Annotated in this window: 24 protein-coding genes and 1 tRNA gene; 16 read left to right on the top strand and 9 right to left on the bottom strand. The window is 65.6% G+C overall.

The genetic code is table 11. The annotated features are described in order from the left end of the window. The first annotated feature begins 63 nt into the window (after window positions 1–63). A tRNA-Leu gene (locus tag LCM32_RS17675) sits at window positions 64–148 on the top strand. A gap of 161 nt (window positions 149–309) precedes the next feature. Further along, window positions 310–1,272, top strand: coding sequence for a tyrosine-type recombinase/integrase (locus LCM32_RS17670; RefSeq protein ID WP_224822418.1), 963 nt, complete (start codon window positions 310–312; stop codon window positions 1,270–1,272). Here the strand turns inward: LCM32_RS17670 and LCM32_RS17665 are convergent. The 6 genes from LCM32_RS17665 to LCM32_RS17645 form a co-directional block, all read right to left on the bottom strand. Continuing rightward, window positions 1,256–1,507, bottom strand: coding sequence for a helix-turn-helix domain-containing protein (locus LCM32_RS17665; RefSeq protein ID WP_224822417.1), 252 nt, complete (start codon window positions 1,505–1,507; stop codon window positions 1,256–1,258). The two genes, LCM32_RS17670 and LCM32_RS17665, sit on opposite strands and share 17 nt — an antisense overlap. Further along, complete coding sequence (locus tag LCM32_RS17660; RefSeq protein ID WP_224822416.1) at window positions 1,504–2,100, bottom strand: HNH endonuclease; 597 nt, start codon at window positions 2,098–2,100, stop codon at window positions 1,504–1,506. The genes LCM32_RS17665 and LCM32_RS17660 overlap by 4 nt, the downstream gene beginning before the upstream one ends. 47 nt (window positions 2,101–2,147) lie before the next feature. Next, on the bottom strand, window positions 2,148–2,387 hold the full coding sequence (locus tag LCM32_RS17655) for a hypothetical protein (protein WP_224822415.1): 240 nt from the start codon (window positions 2,385–2,387) through the stop codon (window positions 2,148–2,150). 46 nt (window positions 2,388–2,433) lie between these two features. After that, complete coding sequence (locus LCM32_RS22015) at window positions 2,434–2,559, bottom strand: hypothetical protein (protein WP_263618229.1); 126 nt, start codon at window positions 2,557–2,559, stop codon at window positions 2,434–2,436. Beyond that, a complete protein-coding gene (locus LCM32_RS17650) occupies window positions 2,556–2,846 on the bottom strand; it encodes a hypothetical protein (RefSeq protein WP_224822414.1) in 291 nt (96 codons plus the stop codon). Before LCM32_RS17650 ends, LCM32_RS22015 begins: the two co-directional genes overlap by 4 nt. Window positions 2,847–3,199: 353 nt before the next feature. Next, a complete protein-coding gene (locus LCM32_RS17645; RefSeq protein ID WP_224822413.1) occupies window positions 3,200–3,562 on the bottom strand; it encodes a hypothetical protein in 363 nt (120 codons plus the stop codon). A 449-nt stretch (window positions 3,563–4,011) separates the two neighbouring features. Here LCM32_RS17645 and LCM32_RS17640 point away from each other — a divergent pair, with 449 nt between their 5' ends. The 5 genes from LCM32_RS17640 to LCM32_RS17620 all read left to right on the top strand — a co-directional run bounded on the left by LCM32_RS17640 (window position 4,012) and on the right by LCM32_RS17620 (window position 7,223). Next, complete coding sequence (locus tag LCM32_RS17640) at window positions 4,012–4,437, top strand: hypothetical protein (RefSeq protein ID WP_224822412.1); 426 nt, start codon at window positions 4,012–4,014, stop codon at window positions 4,435–4,437. A gap of 345 nt (window positions 4,438–4,782) precedes the next feature. Next, window positions 4,783–5,025 carry a hypothetical protein gene (locus tag LCM32_RS17635; RefSeq protein WP_224822411.1) on the top strand — a complete coding sequence of 81 codons (243 nt, stop codon included), beginning with the start codon at window positions 4,783–4,785 and terminating at the stop codon, window positions 5,023–5,025. Further along, window positions 5,022–5,789, top strand: coding sequence for a hypothetical protein (locus LCM32_RS17630; protein ID WP_224822410.1), 768 nt, complete (start codon window positions 5,022–5,024; stop codon window positions 5,787–5,789). Before LCM32_RS17635 ends, LCM32_RS17630 begins: the two co-directional genes overlap by 4 nt. Before the next feature lie 13 nt (window positions 5,790–5,802). After that, window positions 5,803–6,414, top strand: a complete 612-nt coding sequence (locus tag LCM32_RS17625; protein ID WP_224822409.1) for a hypothetical protein — start codon at window positions 5,803–5,805, stop codon at window positions 6,412–6,414. Then, on the top strand, window positions 6,411–7,223 hold the full coding sequence (locus LCM32_RS17620; protein ID WP_224822408.1) for a hypothetical protein: 813 nt from the start codon (window positions 6,411–6,413) through the stop codon (window positions 7,221–7,223). The genes LCM32_RS17625 and LCM32_RS17620 overlap by 4 nt, the downstream gene beginning before the upstream one ends. A gap of 283 nt (window positions 7,224–7,506) precedes the next feature. Here the strand turns inward: LCM32_RS17620 and LCM32_RS17615 are convergent, their stop codons facing one another. The 3 genes from LCM32_RS17615 to LCM32_RS17605 form a co-directional block, all read right to left on the bottom strand. After that, window positions 7,507–8,070 carry a fasciclin domain-containing protein gene (locus LCM32_RS17615; RefSeq protein ID WP_224819525.1) on the bottom strand — a complete coding sequence of 188 codons (564 nt, stop codon included), beginning with the start codon at window positions 8,068–8,070 and terminating at the stop codon, window positions 7,507–7,509. Between the two features lie 97 nt (window positions 8,071–8,167). Continuing rightward, on the bottom strand, window positions 8,168–8,869 hold the full coding sequence (locus LCM32_RS17610) for an anti-sigma factor domain-containing protein (RefSeq protein ID WP_224822407.1): 702 nt from the start codon (window positions 8,867–8,869) through the stop codon (window positions 8,168–8,170). Further along, window positions 8,866–9,423: a sigma-70 family RNA polymerase sigma factor gene (locus LCM32_RS17605; RefSeq protein ID WP_222494110.1), complete on the bottom strand. Its 558-nt coding sequence runs from the start codon at window positions 9,421–9,423 to the stop codon at window positions 8,866–8,868. Before LCM32_RS17605 ends, LCM32_RS17610 begins: the two co-directional genes overlap by 4 nt. Window positions 9,424–10,055: 632 nt before the next feature. Here LCM32_RS17605 and LCM32_RS17600 point away from each other — a divergent pair. The 9 genes from LCM32_RS17600 to LCM32_RS17560 form a co-directional block, all read left to right on the top strand. Next, complete coding sequence (locus LCM32_RS17600) at window positions 10,056–10,859, top strand: DUF4394 domain-containing protein (RefSeq protein ID WP_224822406.1); 804 nt, start codon at window positions 10,056–10,058, stop codon at window positions 10,857–10,859. A gap of 65 nt (window positions 10,860–10,924) precedes the next feature. Then, window positions 10,925–11,533 carry a sigma-70 family RNA polymerase sigma factor gene (locus LCM32_RS17595; protein WP_224822405.1) on the top strand — a complete coding sequence of 203 codons (609 nt, stop codon included), beginning with the start codon at window positions 10,925–10,927 and terminating at the stop codon, window positions 11,531–11,533. A gap of 20 nt (window positions 11,534–11,553) precedes the next feature. Next, the gene (locus LCM32_RS17590; RefSeq protein WP_224822404.1) at window positions 11,554–12,237 is read left to right on the top strand and encodes an anti-sigma factor domain-containing protein; all 684 of its coding nucleotides are present in this window, start codon (window positions 11,554–11,556) and stop codon (window positions 12,235–12,237) included. Between the two features lie 375 nt (window positions 12,238–12,612). Next, window positions 12,613–12,774 (top strand): hypothetical protein, encoded by a 162-nt coding sequence (locus tag LCM32_RS17585; protein WP_224822403.1) that lies wholly within the window; start codon window positions 12,613–12,615, stop codon window positions 12,772–12,774. A 256-nt stretch (window positions 12,775–13,030) separates the two neighbouring features. Next, on the top strand, window positions 13,031–13,303 hold the full coding sequence (locus tag LCM32_RS17580) for an HNH endonuclease (protein ID WP_224822402.1): 273 nt from the start codon (window positions 13,031–13,033) through the stop codon (window positions 13,301–13,303). Between the two features lie 84 nt (window positions 13,304–13,387). Beyond that, window positions 13,388–13,873: a hypothetical protein gene (locus LCM32_RS17575; protein WP_224822401.1), complete on the top strand. Its 486-nt coding sequence runs from the start codon at window positions 13,388–13,390 to the stop codon at window positions 13,871–13,873. Next, window positions 13,870–15,588: a terminase large subunit gene (locus tag LCM32_RS17570; protein WP_224822400.1), complete on the top strand. Its 1,719-nt coding sequence runs from the start codon at window positions 13,870–13,872 to the stop codon at window positions 15,586–15,588. The genes LCM32_RS17575 and LCM32_RS17570 overlap by 4 nt, the downstream gene beginning before the upstream one ends. Next, the gene (locus tag LCM32_RS17565; protein ID WP_224822399.1) at window positions 15,585–16,811 is read left to right on the top strand and encodes a phage portal protein; all 1,227 of its coding nucleotides are present in this window, start codon (window positions 15,585–15,587) and stop codon (window positions 16,809–16,811) included. Before LCM32_RS17570 ends, LCM32_RS17565 begins: the two co-directional genes overlap by 4 nt. Continuing rightward, a partial coding sequence (locus LCM32_RS17560) for an HK97 family phage prohead protease (RefSeq protein WP_224822398.1) occupies window positions 16,798–17,282 on the top strand: 485 nt, incomplete at its 3' end. The genes LCM32_RS17565 and LCM32_RS17560, both read left to right, overlap by 14 nt.

Below are 17,282 nucleotides of genomic sequence, written 5' to 3'. Positions count from 1 at the left end.
GTGCGGCAACAGCCCCTGCCATTGCTTTACACGGCCCGGCCTTTCGCTAATGTCGGCCCCGTCGCCCGCGTGGTGGAATGGTAGACACAGGGGACTTAAAATCCCTAGGCCTTGTGCCGTGCCGGTTCGAGTCCGGCCGCGGGTACCATCCCTGAATTCAGGTGACGTTGTCTGAACGTCAAAATCAATCAAAACAAAGTAGTTACGGTTGCTGCATGAGTTTGGCGTTGCCTGTGACGTCCAAGAACGCGCATACGATTACGCATAATCTACGCACGATGTGCGGAAAATTACGCATGGTGCGATTCTATGGCGACTTTCAGAAAGCTCAAGTCGGGTTGGCGGGCGGAGATCTTCCGCCAGGGCGTGCGTCGCTCGAAGGTGCTTCCAACGAAGAGGGAAGCGCAGGATTGGGCGGCTCGTCAGGAGTATGAGTTGGCGAACGGCGAGCAGCTCGCCGCCTCGACGCTCTTCACGGATGTCCTCGATCGGTATGTGCGGGAAGTATCTCCAGCGAAGCGGGGACACCGCTGGGAGGATCTGCAGATCCGCCGTCTCCAGAAAGACCCGCTGGCGCGGAAACCTATCTCGGAGATCACCGCAACCGACCTGGCCGGCTGGCGGGATCGCAGGCTGCGCGACGTCTCGGCCGGAACCGTGCGGCGGGAAATGGTGCTGGTCAGCGCGATCTTCACGCAGGCACGCCGCGAATGGCGGATGGTCAGCGTCAACCCGATGTCCGATGTACGCCGGCCGAAGGAACCACCGAAGCGCTCCCGGCGTCCGAGCGATGATGAGATCGAGCGCCTGCTCTATGTTGCCGGTGACGATCTGTCGAAGAGCCAGGCACGCGCAGTGCATGCTTTCCTGTTCGCGATTGAGACCGGGATGCGCGCTGGCGAGATCGTGGGGATGCGTTCGGATGCGGTCGATCTAGAGCGGCGAGTGGTGACGCTTCCGATGACGAAGAACGGGGACGCTCGGCAGGTGCCGCTGTCGTCTGAGGCCGTGCGGCTGCTCCGGGCGCTTCCGGAGGGTGAACCGGTCTTCCAGCTCTCGAGCCAGAACCTGGACGCGCTCTTCAGGAAGATGCGGGACAAGGCCGCGATCGAGGGGCTGAACTTCCATGACAGCCGTCACGAGGCCATCACCCGTCTCAGCCGCAAGCTCGATGTCCTGGCGCTTGCCAAGATGGTGGGCCATCGCGACATCAAGATGCTTCAGCGGTACTACGACGCGACAGCTGAGGAGCTGGCTAGGCGGCTCGACTGACGCGGACGCGGCGCAGCTTCCCATTGCCCTTCGCCTCCAGCTCACCGCTGTCGATCCGGCGCCTGATGGTGGGGACGGAACACCCGAGGGTGGCCGCGGCCTGCGGGATGGTGACCCACTCTGGCATCGGCGTGATCGTCGCGCGCTCCACGGCATCGCGCAACGCTCTGACCTCGGCGGTGAGGGCGCGGAGTTCCTCGAAGGGGACCAGTGCGAATTGCGGGTGATCGGTCATACCTTAGCCTTCTTCTTCTCGCGCAGTGCGTGCTCCAGTTTCGCCGTCGCCATGATGGTGTGCTTCAGTTCCGCGGGTGCGTCGTCGTAGCCCCGACCGAAACGCCCATTGAGCCGCGGGGCGAGCGCCATGGGGATGGCCTCCCAGTTCGACGGATCGCAGTTGGTCTTGTCGCCATCCAGGCACTTGAGACGGTGGCCTTCCGGGACAGGGCCATTGGCCTTTTCCCAGAGGTACTTGTGCTTCAGAACGGGCCGCGTATCGGCGCCGGTGTGCGGGTTCGTCTCATCGATGATCAGGAAGACGTAGCCGTCCTTGCTGTCGACCCGTTCGTGGCCGGCGCCGCGGTGGTTGTGGGGCAGGTTCCCCTTCTTGAAACGGCCCTTCTCGCTGCCTGGAGGATTGAAGGGCTTCCCCTTGTTGTGCGGCTCACCTCCCCTGACGAAGTGCCCGGTGCGCCCGGTCTTCCAGCCGTTGCGCTTGCGGAGAGCATGCAGGTTCGCAGCCGACACGTCCTCGCGGCCGAAGGCCTCCACGAAGGCGCGGTGATAGTCGCTGATGACCATCGTGCGGTTCGCTTCGAGCCAGGCCATCTCTTCGGGGCCATAGGCGATCCTTTGGCCCTTCATTCCGCCTTGCCTCATTCCGCCTTGCCTCCGATCTGCGGGAGCATGGGCAGCACGTTGTTGCCGTGCTCGGCGAAGAGTTTCGCCGCCTTCAGTTGGAGTTCGGCGTTCCCCGTGATCTGGTCTGCGATCGACACCATGGCGTCGGCGCGCTTCACCTCGATCTCCAGCTGCTCGGCGCTCATGTCGTCGACCGAGAGGCGCTCCATCTGCGCGAAGAGGTGGTTGTTCAGGTCAGAGAGCTTGTTCTTCATGTCAGTCTCCTGTCATCCGTCGCAGCCCCGGTGGCGGGGCGTGGGCTTAGAACCACAGGGCCACGAGGGTCGCGGCGAGGCTGCCGGAGGTAATAAGCGCGGAAGCAATCATCCATCGGGTCATCAGCGTCGCGATGTCCGGCTGGCGGGCAGGGGCGGGGCGGGGACTCATGCCGCGTCGCCCCCGCAATCGCCGTCGTCTGGGAGGGTGAAGTGGAAGAGGGGCTGTGATCCGTGCAGGCGCGCCAGCATCGACGTGGCGCGCACAGGCGGCGCGACCAGTGTGGGGCCCGCCGAGGGCTGACCGGTTTCGATCCGCGCGAGGCGATCAACCGTGATGGGATAGCCCTGCTGCTCTTTCAGCTGGAGCCAGGCGTCGGTGATCAGGGCGGGCTGTCCGAGGTATTTTCCTGCGTGCAGGACGCGACTGCGGGCCGTGAGGACGTGAACGTTGGACATTGTGTTTCCTCCATCATGGGATGGGGCGAAGCATTGCACGCTATGGCGTGCGCGTCAATGTTGTGAACGTAATAGCGTTCGACCGCGGTTTCCGAGTGGATGACGAATCGTTACAAGGCGGAAGCGCTGACGGGCGTGGCGATGCTCGCGAGCCTCTCTGGGCCAAGTCTCAATTGCGGGCGAGGCTGGTCACGACAAATGCCGGGGGACGCGGGCCTCCCGCATCCTCTTGGTAGGAAGCAGCCCTCCGAAATAGCGGGGGCGCATTGGCTTGACCCTGCGTGCCCGAGCCGCCTAACGTGAACGGAACGCGAACGGTGGGTGCTCTATGGACGACGAAATTGCTGAGATGTTCAGCTTGTGGAGAAGTCTCGATTCTGCCCGCCGCGAGATCTTTCTTCAGGAAATGAGGGCGTTGCGAGCCGACGCAGAATGGAGAGCGCGTCTCGACGAGCGTCGATATCCAGCGCGGAAACCGTGGCCAGGAACTCTAAGTCATCGCTGCCCAACCTTAGTCCAGTGATAACGTATATCGCGGCACTTGGGCCTAGCGCATTGAAGAGCCTCGCGAGCTGACTCGCACGCGGGTCTTTCCGCTCTTTGAGGAGTTGCTGAACGAAATTCGGGCCGCATTTTGCGGCCTCGCTTATCTGGCGGTAGCTGCGACCGTCGGCCAGTATCAGCTCTTCAAGCCTATGAAACCAATCGTCTTTCATGTCACGCAGGCTAACACGCGTTAGCGTGTGTTGCGTGAACGTTATGGCGTGCATTGACTTGAACGCTAAAGCGTGCATCTTGATGCCCCATGAACACGTTGTTGCCAGAAATCGAGAAGTTTGCAGCCGACACCGGTCTTTCCGACCATCGTGTCGGGATCCTCTTGGCGGGCAACGGTCGGCTCCTGCCGAGATTGCGGAACGGGGGACGGATTTGGCCGGACACGGCTGCGAAAGTTCTCGAGAACCTTCAGCGTCAGCGGGGGCTCAGGTCGCCGTCTGGCGCAGAGGCAGAGCGAGACGCCGTATGAAATCTCTCGCTCTTGGTGCGCCGTTCGGGTCTGCCTCTCTCGGCCGTTCTCTAAATGTCCCATGCCGGCAATTTGCGGCGTGCCCTCTAGAACCCCAAGGAAAAGGCGTTTCTGATGCAGCCTAAAGTCGCAGCGCAGATGTTCAGGAACCTAGTGACGCAGTCAGGTGGCAAAGAGGCCGCGGCTGCGACGATCGCCTCGGCGGTTGGCCACTCGATTAGTCTCGGGTCTCTGTCCAGGATCGAGAATGGCAACGCGGAAGTGCCGCTGCTCTGGGCCTGGGCGCTGATGGACGCGACGCACAATCCCTGCTTCGACGCCTACCGCGCACAGGTGGCGGAACCACCCGGCGACGCCTGTCCCTACGAACTCATAGGGGAGACCTCGCGCGAACACGGCGAGTCGCTGGAGGCCAGCCTCCGCGCGGCGCGGTCCGAGACTGCGCAGGACTGGGCCCAGGCCGCGGTCGAACATCGCGAGGCGGCGGACAAACACGCGGCCATGGCCGCGCTCTGCGAGGCGCGTTCAACCGGGCCGGTACCCTTGCGGGGGCAGGGCGGATGAGCGCGCGCGATGATCTCCTCGGACGCCCTCCGAAGATGCGCCAGCTCACCGCGCGCGATCCGGATGCGTCCGTACCCTTGGCTCGCGACGTGCACGGCGACAGGACCATCGTCCATGTGCCCGTCCGCGCGATCGTGAGCGGGGAATTCAGTCGCAGCCCGGTCACGCTGCCCACTGCGCCGTGGGAGGGCCCACCGTGACCTGGCAACGCATGACCCTAGGCGGGCCCCGCCGCACCAAGCCCCCGGAGAGGGGCAGTGCACGTGGCCTCCCGGCCCTTCTGACCGGCGGGGCGCCCGCCGAGGTAGCCGGTCATCACTCACGGGCGCCGACCCGGAGGGCAGCATGACGGCCGCGCCGCTGACGATTGCGCGCCGCCTCGTGCTGCCCTTCGGACACCTGTGGCTGGAGCTGGTCGCTACGGAGTGCGGTGCCCGGAGGTGGGCGCTGCGGGTCAGCGACCTGTCGGCCGACATGCCGGGCCCGGCAGGGCCGCCGATCGCCTCTGGGGCGGTCGATGATGAACTCCGTCATGACCTCGTGGGCCTCGGCCCGGCGGTCGAGGCGTTCCTGAGCGAGGTTGGATGATGAGAGAGGCAAATGAGCGGGCCGACGTGGGGGAATTTGATCCCCGCAAGCCTGAGCTGGAGGCGGCCGTCGGCCCGGGCAGGCGCATGCTCGGGGTCACGGAATGGGAGCGGGCGCGGTTCGAGATGCTGGAGATGGTCCGCTCCGACGTGACGCTGAAGCTCTTCCCGATGGTCCTGCTGCACGCGCTCGCATTCGACTACACCCAGCGCAAGACCCTTCGCTGCACGCCCTCGTTCCGGCAGCTCGGCGCACAGTTTGACAAGTCGGACGACACGGTCAGGCGGGCGGTGAGAGACTTGGTCGAGGGGGAGTGGATTGTCCACGTTCCGGGCGAGCATCGGGGCTCCAGCAGCAGCTTCGGGTTCCTGGTGAGCACCCGGCTGGTGCGCGTGTGGCGTGGGCGCCAGCTTCCGGTCTATGGCCCGGAAAGGGGTGCAGACATGCTAGCCTTTAGCGGCCCGAAAGGGGGGCATCCATGCAACCCTGAGGCCGGAGAAAGGGGGGCAAATTTGCGCCGAAAGGGGGGCAAAACTGCCGGTCCCTATAATAAGGATAAACCATGGATGAACCATGAAGCGCGGGCGCGCGCGCGGGCGCCCTCCGACAACCCCATGGTCATCGCCGCGGCGGCGCGCGCCGTCGCCGCTTTCCGAGAAGGCCGCATGCAGGCCATCGCCGACGAGCAGCCATGGGTTCGGGATCACATCATCGCAGCGGACCTGCTCACGCCGGACGAGCGTGCGGCAGCCGGGCTGAGCTGAGAAGGGGCAAGCCATGACCGACGAGCAGACCACCACCGAAACCGCCCGCGGCCGGGTCCGGCGCATGCTGATCGAGCCCGCGACCGAAGCCGGCATGCGGTTCAAGAAGGGCACGCCCGAGGCCGAGCAGAAGCGCGCTCTTGACCGGATCTGCGATGACCTGGCCTATCTCGGTGACGCGGCCCTGGCAGCGCTGCTGGAATGGCTGCTGCGCAATGGCGAGGGCTCGGCCCGCTGCTTCTGGCCGAAGCCCGTCTCGCTGATCGGCGTGGCGCACAGCTACGAGCCGCGCCGCCTTGAGGAACTGCCCCGGGCCGCGAGCTGGTTCGCCTCGCGCGCCGGTCTCGCGGCGCTGCAAAACGGCAACCTGGTTGCGACCTTCCTGTGGTGGGAGAAGCGGCTGCGCCCTCCGCGCGACGAGCGCGAACTGCGCATGATCACCGAGCGGAGCGAGACTCTGGCCCGGATGGTCGAGGTGACCGAGGACAAGCTGCACCGGGGCTTCGAGCCTGGCGCCCATGCCCGTGAGGAGCTGCGCTGGTACCGCGGCCTCGAAGCACGGGCGCGGGCCATGGTGCAGGCGGGTATCGACAAGCGGCAGGCCGAAGCGGGGGACGCGGCATGAGCGCGCTCCGCAAGGACCAGGTGATCTACGTCTCCCGCCTCGGGACGGCGCAAGTGGGCCGGCTCCCGCTTGCGGCTAACGAGGCAACGGCGGCCTCGATCGCCGCCGTACTGGCAGCCGCGGCACCGCCCGAAGGCGTCTGCCCGGCCATGCCGGTGGCCCCGGCGCGCGGGCCCATGGTGGCCTTCATGCCTCGCCACACCGAGATGACGCCCGCCGGGCCTCGGGTGCGGCGCGATGGCTGGGTCGACCCCGAGAGCAGGGTCATGTTCAGGGCTGCCCGGGTGGCTGATGCCTTCGACGTCATGACCCGGCAGGCCCAGAACCGGCACCGCGCGCTGGTGGCAAAGGCAGAGAAGGCCGGGCAGCCGGTGCCGGTCTTTCAGCCGCCGTTCACGGTGGGTCAGATCGAGGTGGGCCGCGATTACGCCGCGCTGGTGGAGCGCTGCGCCTCCTCGGGCGTGAAGTGCTCCTCGCTGGAGACGCTGAACGTGTCGGGCAGTGGGGGAGGTGATCGCGAGGTGGCGATGCTGCGGGACTTCCAGCGGCTGCGTGTTTTCGAGCGTCGGATCGGCGGCGGGCTGGCGAAGGCGGTGCGCCGCATCCGGCCAGGTGGGGCAAAGAAGCGCAAGGCGATCTTCGACCAGGCGCTGGTGGACCAGGTCTGCATCGGGGGCATGACGATCAGCGAGGTGCTGCGGGCGCATGGCTGGGCGGTGGATCAGGGGAGTGTTGAGCGCTGCCGCAGAGCACTCCAAGAGGCGCTGGAGCGGATGCGAGGGCAAGGGGTTGCTCGCGTTTCTGGTTGATCGGTGTTGTTGGCGAGGGGCTAGGTCGTGTCACGAACGGCCCTCTCCGGACACTCGCTAGGTTGGACCTCGCCGCATTGCAGCTTCCCCGAAGCGGTCATCCAGAACATCGTGCCATATGCCGTTGCAACCAAAGGCCCGCTGTGAGAACCCGCAACGGGCATGGGGCGAAGGTTAGCTTCTCCGGAAACGGCATCTTGAGCAGGAGAGCGGCCTGGATCGGGAGTGAAGGACTGCCCCCGCGACACGCTTGGCGTCGCGGGCACATCAATCGATAGAACGCTTACTTGGGCACCAGGACGTGGTCGACCACGTGGATCACGCCATTCGACTGATCGACATCAGCGATCGTCACGCGGCCAACCGTACCGCTTTCGTCATAGACGTAAAGCATCCCGTTGCGCACTTTCGCCGAAAGGGCGTCGCCCGAAACTGTCGTGAAGTTTGCCAGTCCGTCCGAACTCGCCCGGGCCTTCTGTGCGATCTTCGCCGCGGTCCAGTCGCCGGCCACCACATGCGCCGTCAGAACCTTGGTCAGCATTGCCTTGTTTTCCGGCTTCAGCAGTGTTTCGACCGTACCGGCCGGAAGCATCTCGAAGGCCGCGTTGGTGGGCGCGAAGACCGTGAACGGCCCGGGGCCCTGAAGGGTCTCGACCAGGCCGGCCGCCTTGACCGCGGCAACCAGCGTCGTGTGATCGGCCGAGTTGACGGCGTTCTCGACGATGTTCTTGGTCTCGTACATCGCGGCGCCGCCGACCATCGGGTTTGCGGCAAGGGCCGGGGCCGCTGTGCCAAGGGCCGCGACGAGGCCGAGTGCCAGGGCGGGGGTGAACTTGATGTTGGTCATAATGTTTCCTCCTGAAAGCGCCGGTTTCGTCCGGGGCTACAGGGGATACGAAGGCGCGCTCGCCCGCGTTGCACATGGATACAGAAAAATCTTGGCGCTAAAGGCTGGGGATCTGCGCCGTTGCCAGCACCGGCCCGCTGGGGCCGGCGAGGGGCGAGCCCCCCGAGGGCTCCAGACTGACCGCCAGGACATCGCCCGCGCGCACCTCTGCGCGGACCTCGGTCGTCTCCGGGGCGAGCAGCCCGAGGGACGCGACCTGCCCATCGCGGATCAGCCACAGCTCGTATGATTGCCCCTCGGGGTCGGGGGCCGCTGAAACGCGGCGGAATATCAGCCGCTGGGTGTCGCCGTGGATGGTGATTTGCAGATCCGGCGCGCTCAGGTCTGCCAGCGGCGGGCCGGAGCGGTAGAGAGGCATATCCCAGAACGCCATGAGCGCCACGGTCGTTACTGCGGCCAGCCCCAGCAAGATCGCAAACCGCGGGCGCGGCACGCCCCGGACGGTGGTCTCGGTCGTACCGCGACCTGCGCCGGCCCTGCGCAGCCAGCCCAGCACGCCAATGCGCCGCCGTTGGGGTGTTCCGAACAGGCTGCGCTCGGCCCGGTCCAGCACAGCGGCGGGGGGCGTCACGGCGTCGAATTCGGTGTTCAGCTGCGAAAGACGCGCCTGCCAGCTCTCGACCTCCTGCGCAAAGACCGGATCGCGGGCGATCCTGTCCTCGGCCCGCGCGCGCTCCTCGGCTGAGGCAAGCCCCAGTACGTAGTCGGCCGCGAGATCGGGGGTCTCGTCTTCGGTCATGCGTCCATGCACTCCTTGAGTTTGCGCAGGCCACGGTGCAGCCAGCTGCGCAGGGTGTTCACCGGGATCCCGAGGGCGCGCGCAATGGCGTCATAGCTGTGCCCGTCAAGATAGGCGCTCCGGATCGCGGTGGCACGGTCGGCTTCGAGCGTTGCGAGGCAGTCGGAGATGCGCCGCGCCTCGTCCTTCATCTCGACAAGAGTTTCCGGTCCCGGCCCGGTGTCGGCTACCTCCAACATGGCCCGCTCATTCGATCCGGTGGCTTCACGTTGCAATGCAGCCGTGCGCGCGCGCAGGCGATCGAGGCAATGGTTGCGCGCGATGGTCACGGCCCAGGCCGTTGATCGGCCGCGCCTGGGGTCGAACTGATGTGCCTTGCTCCACAGCTTTACCAAGATCTCTTGTAGCGCGTCTTCTGCTTCGGCCCTGTCCTTGAGCATACGAATGCAGACCCCGAAAAGTTTCGGGCCGGCTTCGGAATAGAGGTTGCGCAGTGCGGCGCGCTCCCCTTGCGCCATGCGCAAGAGGATCTCAGCCAGCGGTTCCTCGGTCATGGGTCCCCCTCTTGAGAGGTCAGGACGCATGCCAAACACGCCCAATGTCAAGCCCAGCGAAGAAGATGGCCATCGCCGCGGCGGAAGGCCGGCAAGCCGTGGGCCCTGCGCCAGCGTTCGCGATGGCATTGAAACACCGGCCATTTTTGAGCCGGTCAATCTACATCGGGTGAGGCGACCTGAGAGAGCTCGTGCCGAAGCTCTCGTCGGAAACTTTGCTATGATGAGATACGCTTACCTCATGTCCACTGGCTGCACTTTGTTGACGCGTGCCCAAGGCGCAACGAAGGGCACGATGGGCGTGCCGAGCATCCAGTGGGCTGGCGTATCCCGCACACCCAGGTTGTGACGGCCGTGGCGGCGGGGGTCTTCGTTCCGATCGTCGGGCTGTCGACGCTGATCCTCGCAGCCGTCGAGATAGCGCCTTCACTTGGCCGCAGGCGCGCCGTGGCAAGTTGATCCAGAGACAGGGCCGTTTGTACCAGTCTGCCTTTCATCCCGTCCTACTCATCTCCTCGAAAGAAAATCAGAAAAAATTTTGCCGCCATGCATCCAAACCGCATCCGCTGGGAGTCATGGGGGTAGCGAGGCCGCGGAATACCCCGCGCCGAAGCCCATTGAGGAGATTGAAGATGATGAAGACTGCAACTGCGACCCTCGGCCTGCTGGCCCTGACCGCAACCGTCGCCCACGCGGATGACCACGGCCTCAAGGCCGTTGCCCTGAGCGGTGACAAGATGCTGCACATGATCGACGCGGGCACGGCCACCGTGGGCGAAAGCATGGAAGTGACCGGCATCGACCGCCTTCTGGGCATCGATCTGCGCCCCTCCAACGGCCAGCTGATCGGCGTCACCGATACGTTCGACATCGTCGAGATCGACCCGATGACCGGTGCGTCCACCGTGATCTCCACCATGGATACCGAACTGCCGGTCATGGAGGGGGCACCGGTGATCGTCGATTTCAACCCGATGGCGGACAAGTTGCGCTTCATGTCCGGCACCACCAACCACCGCGTCGACATCGAAAGCGGTGCCGTGACCGTGGACGGCTCGCTTGCCTTCGAGGAGAAGGACATGCACGCGGGCGAAGCACCAGCCATCGTCGCTGCCGCCTACATCAATAGCTACGGCAAGCCCGAAGGCACCGCGATGTACGACATCGACAGCACCATCGTGGCGCTGATCCGGCAGACCTCGCCCAATGACGGTACGCTGGCCGCTGTGGGCAAGCTGGGCATCGACGCCTCCGACAGCTACGCTTTCGACATCGCCACCGATGCAGAGGGCACCAACACCGCCTGGCTGGTGGCCGCCGGTCAGCTGCACACCGTGTCGCTCGAAGATGGTGCGATAACGGAAAGCTGGGACATCAAGGGGGCGGGTGACAACGTGATCCGCGACATCACCTTCATGACCGCAGACGAGATGTGAGCGACTGCGCGATATCACCCGCCGTCCCGATCGAGGGACGGCGGCCTCGGGTCCCGTCATCTGGTTTGACAGCCGATCCATCGTTGACTAGCCCTGTATCCACTGAAGGGGCGCGCCCCGGCGGGAGGGGAGAGAAAGTCATCGAAACGGACCATTCCGCGCTGCTCATCGCCTGCGCATCAGGCGACCGCTCGGCCCTGAAGGCCATTGTCGATGCCGAGGGCGGGCGTATGCTGGGCGTGGCCCGGCGCATGCTGCGCCGCTCCGATCTGGCGGAAGATGCGGTGCAGGATGCTCTTGTTCTTGTCTGGCGTCGTGCGGGGCAGTTCGATCCCGCTCGCGGCAGTGCCAAGGGCTGGCTCTATACGATCTTGCGGAACCGATGCCTGACCATGCTGCGCAGCGAAGAACGTGAGGTCACCAGCGATGCGGCGGATGTCGACCTTACCCCGGTACCCGAAGTCTTGGCCAGCGCCTATGGCGGTCTGGACGATGCCACCGGACTGCGCCAATGTCTTGACCGTCTGGACGGCCCGACCCGTGACGCCATCCTCGCGTCCTATGTGCTGGGGTACAGTCACGGTGAGATCGCCGGTCGCCTCGATAGCCCGCTGGGTACGGTCAAGGCCCGGATGCGGCGCGGATTGCTCAAACTGAGGGAGTGTCTGTCATGACAGAGTATTCTCTTGAAGTAATGATCGACGAGGTCGTTCTGGGCCTGGCCTCTGACGCGGACTGCGCGAAGCTGGACCGAATGGCAGCCGAAGACCCAGCTGTCGCAGCCCTGCTGGAGCGCGCCCGCCTGCGCTTTGCCCCACTTGATGACACAGCCGCGCCAAAGCCCCTGCCTGAGGGTTTCTGGAACCGCCTCACCGACCGGCTCGACGTCCCCGACGTTCCCGCCGCACCGGCGGAGATCGTGGAGCTTGACGATGTGCGGGCCCGCCTTGCGCGCTGGCGCCGGGCGACCTACGGCGCTGTTGCGGCAACGGTGCTGCTGGCCTTCCTCACGGGATGGTCCCTGTTGACGCCCACGCCGCCACTGGTGGTAACGGTCCTTCTGGATGCAAGCGGCGGCGCCGTCGCGTTGGTGGAGAGCGCACCGGACAACACCACCCGCATCACCCTGCTGGAGCAGCCTGCCGTTCCAAGTGGCCAGGTCATGCAGGTCTGGACAAAGCCCGACGACGCAGGCCCGCCAGTCTCTCTGGGGTTGCTCGCCGATGGAACCTCGGAGACACTGACCATCCACGGGCTCACCGCCCCGACCGCTCGGCAGCTCTACGAGATAACGCTGGAACCTGCAGGCGGCTCGCCCACGAACCTTCCAACAGGTCCGATCCTGGGTGTTGGCAGGGCGAACGATCCAGTCATTTGAACCTGGCGTTGATCGGTGTCTGACCGAGCTTTGCCACTAGTGATCGAGACTGGTTCATCTGTCATCTAGCCCCTGGTCGCTAAAATCACGCCGGGCGTACTATGTTCCGCGATGTTGTCCGCAAACCGAAAGTCAGCTGCTTCGGTATCGCCGACAACCGTCCGCAACGCAGCGAATGCCCGCTTTCCGCCCTTCGTGTCGGTGCTCGTTGTCATGCTCAGCCTTGCGCGACCTTCCGCAAAGAGCTGTTTGCCCGTCCCTGGCGCGATTCCCTGCAGGTTCTCTTACCCTCAAACATGCGTATACCCGCCACTTATGGTATGGTCGGGCCGTCGCTCAGAGGAGAGGGCGACGGAAGGAGGACCCATCCAACAGATGAACATCGCCCAACAGGCGTCCGCGCTGCTGCGCGCCCATGGCCCCGCGGCCGAAGCGGAGGCCGCTGCGCGCATCCGGGCGTGCGAAGCCGGGAGACGGGAAGATGAGGCGGAGGACTGGCGTAAAATCCAGCGCGTTATCAGGGAGCTGCGGCAGTGATCGCTGCTGGGCGTAAATTAGCCTCTTGACGGTTAGCCTAACCAGATCTTACCCATAGGGCATCATCACGAACTGCGCCCGGAGCTGAGCATCAGCTGCCGGGCGTTTCCATGTCCGGCCCTTGGCTGGCGCATCTTCAGGACATCTCATGGGACGACTATCCGGTCGTGGCGTCGGCGGGCGCCTCGGGCGTCAACCTGCGCGCCTGGTCCTGCCATCCACCGAAGCGGAGCGGTCGAAGCAACGCGCGGCGATCATGCCAGGCCGCGCCCTCTACAACACCAAGCGCTGGAAGCAGCTGCGCCTGGAGGTGCTCCGGCGCGACGGCTTCACCTGCCAGCAGACCGGCGTCCGGCTGACCGGCAAGGCGCCCGCGCCCAACAGCCCGGTGGTGGATCACATCCGCCCGCACCGCGGAGACGAGGCTCTCTTCTTCGATCCGGCGAACCTGCAGTCGGTCAGCAAGGCCTGGCACGACAGCGAGAAGCAGCGGCAGGAGAAGGCCGGCTGGCTCTCGGACGGGCTCTGACCTCGCGACGGCGGGGGGCGGGTCCAAACTTCACAGCCTTTGGCGCGGAAGCCCCGTGCCCCCCTCACTCGGAGAATTTTTTCTGTGGCCCGCGATTTTGACCTGCTTGGCGATCCAATCCCGGCGAACCACGGCAAGCCGGGGGCGAACGGGCATACGCCGAACGCAAAATCTCTGAACAAAGTCAGGATGTTGCACGTGGCTGGCGTGCCGAAGAAGGAGATCGCGGAGGAGCTGGGGATCAGCCAACCCACTCTGAACAAGCATTATTTTCAGAATGGTCGGCTGAACCTGAAGGACGCGCGGGCGGCAGCGCGCAAGCAGGCGCGCGCCAAGATCCTGCTCCGGCTCGACGAGGCGGCCGATGCGGGCAACGTCTCGGCAATGAAGGCGATCAAGGCGATCCTCGACGAGGAGGACATGGCGGAGCTCGCGCGCCAGGCGGTCGGCGACGATGCTCCGAAGCGGAAGGAGGCGCCGCTGCCCAAGGGCAAGAAGGAGCAGCTCACGGCCGAGGCTGCTGCAGTGATCGAGGACGATGACCTGCTGAACCCGGAGCGGTTCCATTGATCACCCCGGTCGCGCTGCCGCTGTCCTGGTCGACGGCCGTGCCGGATTGGAAGGATCGCATAAGCACGCGGGGTTCGCTCTTCCCCGAGCTGCCGCTCCACGACGCCTACGCCGAGAAGGCGCTGACGATCTTCAAGGGGCTGCGCTGTCCAGACCTCGACGGCTTCCCCGAGTATGGTGCGGTCTGCGACGACTGGGTCTTCGACCTGGTGCGGGTGATCTTCGGGAGCTACGACCCAGAGGTGAAGAAGCGCTACCTGCGCGAGTTCTTCGTGATGATCCCGAAGAAGAACGGGAAGACGGCCATCGCCGCGGCCATCATCGTCACCGCCTGCATCCTGAACATGAGCCCTGAGGCCCAGTTCATCCTGATCGCCCCCTCGATCGAACTGGCGCGCGGGGCGTTTGATCATGCGGCCGGGATCATCAAGCGGACGCCGCGTATCCGGCCGCTGTTCGCTCCGCCGCAGGAATCGACGCGGACGATCAAGAACCTGAACGCGAAGATCCCGTCGAAGATCATGATCAAAGCGGCCGACGCCGACATCGTGACCGGGCTGAAGAACGCCACGGTGCTGATCGACGAGACCCATGTCTTCGCCAACCGGCCCTCGGCCAAGGGGGTCTTCACCGAGATCCGGGGCGCGCTCTCGCACCCCAAGAACCGGCACTTCCTGCTGCAGATCACGACCCAGTCGAAGATCGCGCCGCACGGGGTCTTCAAGAGCGAGATCCAGACAGCGCGGGCGGTGCGCGACGGCACGCTGGCGCGGCCGATGCTGCCGCTGCTTTACGAGCTGCCGGAGGAGATCGCGCGCAAGGACGGCTGGAAGGACGAGGCGCTCTGGCCACTGGTCAACCCGCACATGGGGCGCAGTGTCGACATGGACTACCTGCGCGACGAGCTGCGCAAGGCCGAGGAAGAGGGGACAGAGTCCCTCGCGCTCGTCGCCAGCCAGCATTTCAACGTGCAGGTCGGCAGCGGCACTCATGACGACCGCTGGATCGGCGCCGACTACTGGGCCGAGGCCACGGTGAAGGGGCTGACCCTCGAGGAGCTGATCGCGCGCTGCGAGGTCTGCGTGGCGGGCATCGACGGCGGCGGCATGGATGACCTGCTGGGGCTGACCGTGGTGGGGCGCGAGCGGAAGACCCGGGCCTGGCTGTCCTGGTCACGGGCCTGGGTGCACAGGATCGCGCTGGAGCGCCGCAAGAGCATCGCGCCGATCCTCGAGGACCTTGAGAAGGCGGGCGAGTTGGTGATCTGCAAGCACCCCACGCAGGACGTGGATGACCTCGTCTCGCTGGTGGGCAGCCTCCACCGCGCCGGTGTCCTGCCGAAGAAGGCAGGCGTCGGACTCGACCCGGAAGGCGTGGCGGCGATCGTCGATGCGCTGGAGCTCGACGGGATCCCGACCGAGATGCTGGTGCCGGTGAGCCAGGGCTACCGGTTGAACGGCGCGATCAAGGGGGCCGAGCGCAAGCTCTTCGACGGCTCGCTGCGTCACGCGGACCAGGCGCTCATGACCTGGTGCGTCGGCAACGCCAAGACCGAGACCCGCGGTAACGCGGTGATCGTGACCAAGGCGGTCAGCGGCTCGGGCAAGATCGACCCGCTGATGGCGCTCTTCAATGCCGTCTGGCTGATGAGCCTGAACCCGGCCGCGACGGCGCGGATGGATGACTACTTTGCGGCACTGGAGGCCTCGACTTGAAGCTGAAGCACTGGATCAAGTCGGCCTTCACGCGTCCCGTGACGCTGACCGACGCAGAGAGCTGGCGCCCCTCGGGGCCCGTGGCCGACAGCGGCGAGATCGTCAGCGACAGCACGGTGCTGGGCCTCTCGGCGGTCTGGGCCTGTACCAACCTGCTGGCGGGCTCGATCGGCTCGCTGCCGGTGATGACCTACCGGACCACGGAGGAGGGCCGGGAGCCCGCGCGCGACCACGCGCTCTTCCGGCTGCTCCATGACAGCCCGAACTATGATCAGACCGCACTCGACTTCTGGGAGTTCGTGGCGGCCTCGCTGGAGCTCTGGGGCAATGCCTATGCGGCGGTCGAGCGCGAGAGCTCGGGCCGGCTGATTGCCTTGGTGCCGATCCGCCCGGACCTGGTCAGCGTGCGGCGGCGGGAGAGCGGCACGCTTGAGTACCGCTGGACGGAAGACGGGCAGAGCCATGTGCGCCCCGACAGCGGCGTGCTGCACATCCGGGGCTTCGGGGGCAACCCGCTGGGCGGCATGTCGACGCTGCACTTTGGACGGCAGGCCTTCGGGCTGGCGCGCGCCATCGACCGCTCGGCCGGGACCACCTTCAAGAACGGCATGCGGCCCTCGGGGGCGCTGACCTTCAAGGACTGGTTGAGCGCCGAGCAACGCGAGATCACCAAGACGGTGCTGGTCGAGACCTTCATCGGCGCGCAGAACACGGGCCGGCCGCTGGTGCTCGAGGGCGACACGACCTGGACGCCGCTGACGATCAACCCGGAAGATGCGCAGATGCTGGAAAGCCGGCGTTTCTCGGTCGAGGAGATCTGCCGCTTCTTCGGGGTGCCGCCGCACATGATCGGCCACACGGAGAAGAGCACGAGCTGGGGTACCGGGCTGGAGCAGCAGACGCTGGCCTTCCAGAAGTTCACCCTGCGCCGGCGGCTGAAGCGGATCGAGCAAGCGGTGAACAAGCAGCTCCTCAGCGCGGCCGACCGCGCGCGCGGCCTCTATGTCGAGTTCAACCTCGAGGGGCTGCTGCGCGGGGACAGTGCCAGCCGCTCGGCCTTCTACCAGTCCGGCCTCAGCAACGGCTGGCTCACCATCAACGAGGTGCGGGTACGCGAGAACCTCGGCCCGGTCGAGGGCGGGGACGTGCCGCGTCTGCAGATGCAGAACGTGCCGATCACCGAGGCGGGACAGAACATGGAGACAGGCGATGGACGCGATTAACAAGGTTGCCAACCCGGTCCTCGAGATCAAGGCGCTGAAGGAGACGGGCGAGTTCGAGGGCTACGGTTCGACCTTCGGCGGCGAGCCCGACAGTTACGGCGATGTGGTCGCGGCCGGGGCTTTCCTCGACAGCCTCGGGGATCACAGGGCGCGCGGGACCATGCCCAAGATGTTCTGGCAGCACGACCCGAGCCGCCCGATCGGCAAGTGGCTGGAGGCCGAGGAGGACGACCGCGGCCTTCTGATGCGGGGCAAGCTGAACATGGGGGTGCAGCAGGCGCAGGAGGCCTATGCGCTCCTGAAGGAGGGCGACATCGACGGGCTCTCCATCGGCTACCGCATCCGGGAGTATTCGGTCGACACCGACACCCATGTCTGGACGCTGGAGAAGCTCGACCTTCTCGAGGTCTCGGTGGTGTCGATCGGGGCCAACCCGCAGGCGACCATCGCCAGCGTGAAGGCGGCGAAGGC

It is taken from the genome of Pseudooceanicola nanhaiensis (genome assembly GCF_020171315.1).
Classification (GTDB): Bacteria; Pseudomonadota; Alphaproteobacteria; order Rhodobacterales; family Rhodobacteraceae; genus Pseudooceanicola; species Pseudooceanicola nanhaiensis_A.
This window is presented reverse-complemented; position numbering and strand designations above follow the sequence as displayed.